The 1,772-nt window shown below is 42.3% G+C and carries 1 protein-coding gene; it reads left to right on the top strand.

Annotation, left to right across the window (positions count from 1 at the left end; all coding sequences use genetic code 11):
• Positions 1-1,772 (top strand): HEAT repeat domain-containing protein (locus ABF638_RS37825; protein ID WP_435027860.1); only part of this gene is annotated, 1,772 nt, incomplete at both ends.

The following is a 1,772-nucleotide window of genomic DNA, read 5'->3' as shown; positions in this document are numbered from 1 at the left end:
CTCTGATTAACTCAGCCCTGCTGGGTCATTTTGTATGGCTTAGTCTAAACTCCAGTTATATGCGGCGACGGGAAGATAAAGAGTGCAATAATTTTCTAGAATTCTTTCATCAATGTAGTGGTGCTGTTCATCATCTCAATCAGCTTGAACTAGATAAACAATTAAAAGCTGGTAATGCCCTAGTGATGTTTGATGGTTTGGATGAGGTATTTGACCCTGGTAAGCGAGAGGATGTAATTACTGATATTCATCGCTTTACTAATGACTATCCTGATGTGCAGGTAATTGTCACTTCTCGGATTATTGGCTATAAACCGCAACGATTGCTTAATGCTGAGTTTCGCCACTTTATTTTACAAGATTTAGACTCAGAACAAATTCAGGATTTTATCTACCGTTGGCATGAGTTAACTTTTACCGATGCAGTAGATAAAGTGAGAAAACGGGAACGGCTACAAAGAGGAATTGAAGCTTCCAAATCTATTGCAGAATTGGCGGGAAATCCTCTGCTGTTGACGATGATGGCAATTCTTAATCGTAATCAAGAGCTACCAAGAGATAGAGCTACACTTTACGATCAAGCATCGCGGGTACTGCTACATCAATGGGATGTGGAACGCGCTTTGACAGAAGATAAGAGGTTAGACCCCAAGACGATCGATTATAAGGATAAGCAAGCAATGCTGCGTCAGGTTGCTTATCTTATGCAAACTGGTGAGAAAGGTTTGGCTGGTAATTTGATTAATGAAAATGATTTAGTCAAAGTTCTGACTGATTATCTCAAAACCATAGAATTTGATAAACCCAGAGAAGCGGCGCGGGTGATGATTAATCAACTGCGAACTCGCAACTTTATGTTATGTTTCCTGGGTGCGGATTATTATGCTTTTGTGCATCGGACATTTTTAGAATATTTCTGTGCTTGGGAGTTTGTCTGGCAGTTTAAAGAAACGCAAACGCTGACTATTGAGGAACTTAAGAATGAAGTTTTTGGCAAACACTGGCAAGATGAAAGTTGGCATGAAATATTGCTGCTAATTGCAGGAATGATTGAGCCAAGATTTGTTGGGGAAATTCTTGATTATTTAATGGCGCAAGATGGCGAAGAGGAAAAGTTTGTCAATCTTTTTTTAGCGGCTAAGTGTCTTGTAGAGGTCAGAAATCGCTCGGCGATCGCGTCAACGGCTAATAAATTACTTAACCAACTAAAAGACTTAACTAAATATGACCTCTGGTACTATTACGTTCTCTATCATGATGAAGAAGAAACTAAGCTAGTTCAGGAAATTCACACTCAAGCAGTCACAGCAATTGCAACAACCTGGCAAGAATCTCTCGACACCAAAACCTGGCTTAAAGAACGCGTTACCCAGGATGATCATGAAAATGTGCGACGTGCAGCAGTCGGAGAATTAGCGAAGAACTTCAAAGATGACCCCGACACCAAAACCTTCCTCAAAGAACGCGCTACCCAGGGTGATGACATGGTTCTACGAAGTGGAGCAATCCGGGCATTAGCCCGGAACTTCAAAGATGACCCCGACACCAAAACCTTCCTCAAAGAAGGCGCTACCCAGTATGATGACTGGTTTGTACGAAGTGGAGCAGTCCGGGCATTAGCCCAGAACTTCAAAGATGACCCCGACACCAAAACCTTTCTCAAAGAACGCGCTACCCAGGATGATGACGGCTATGTGCGAGGTGAAGCAGTCCGAGAATTAGCCGAGAACTTCAAAGATGATCCTGACACCAAAACCTGGCTCAAAGAACGC

The organism is Nostoc sp. CALU 1950 (assembly GCF_051172895.1).
GTDB classification, from domain to species: Bacteria; Cyanobacteriota; Cyanobacteriia; order Cyanobacteriales; family Nostocaceae; genus Nostoc; species Nostoc edaphicum_A.
Note: the sequence above shows the minus strand (reverse complement) of the source record. Positions and strands in the feature narration are given on the sequence as shown.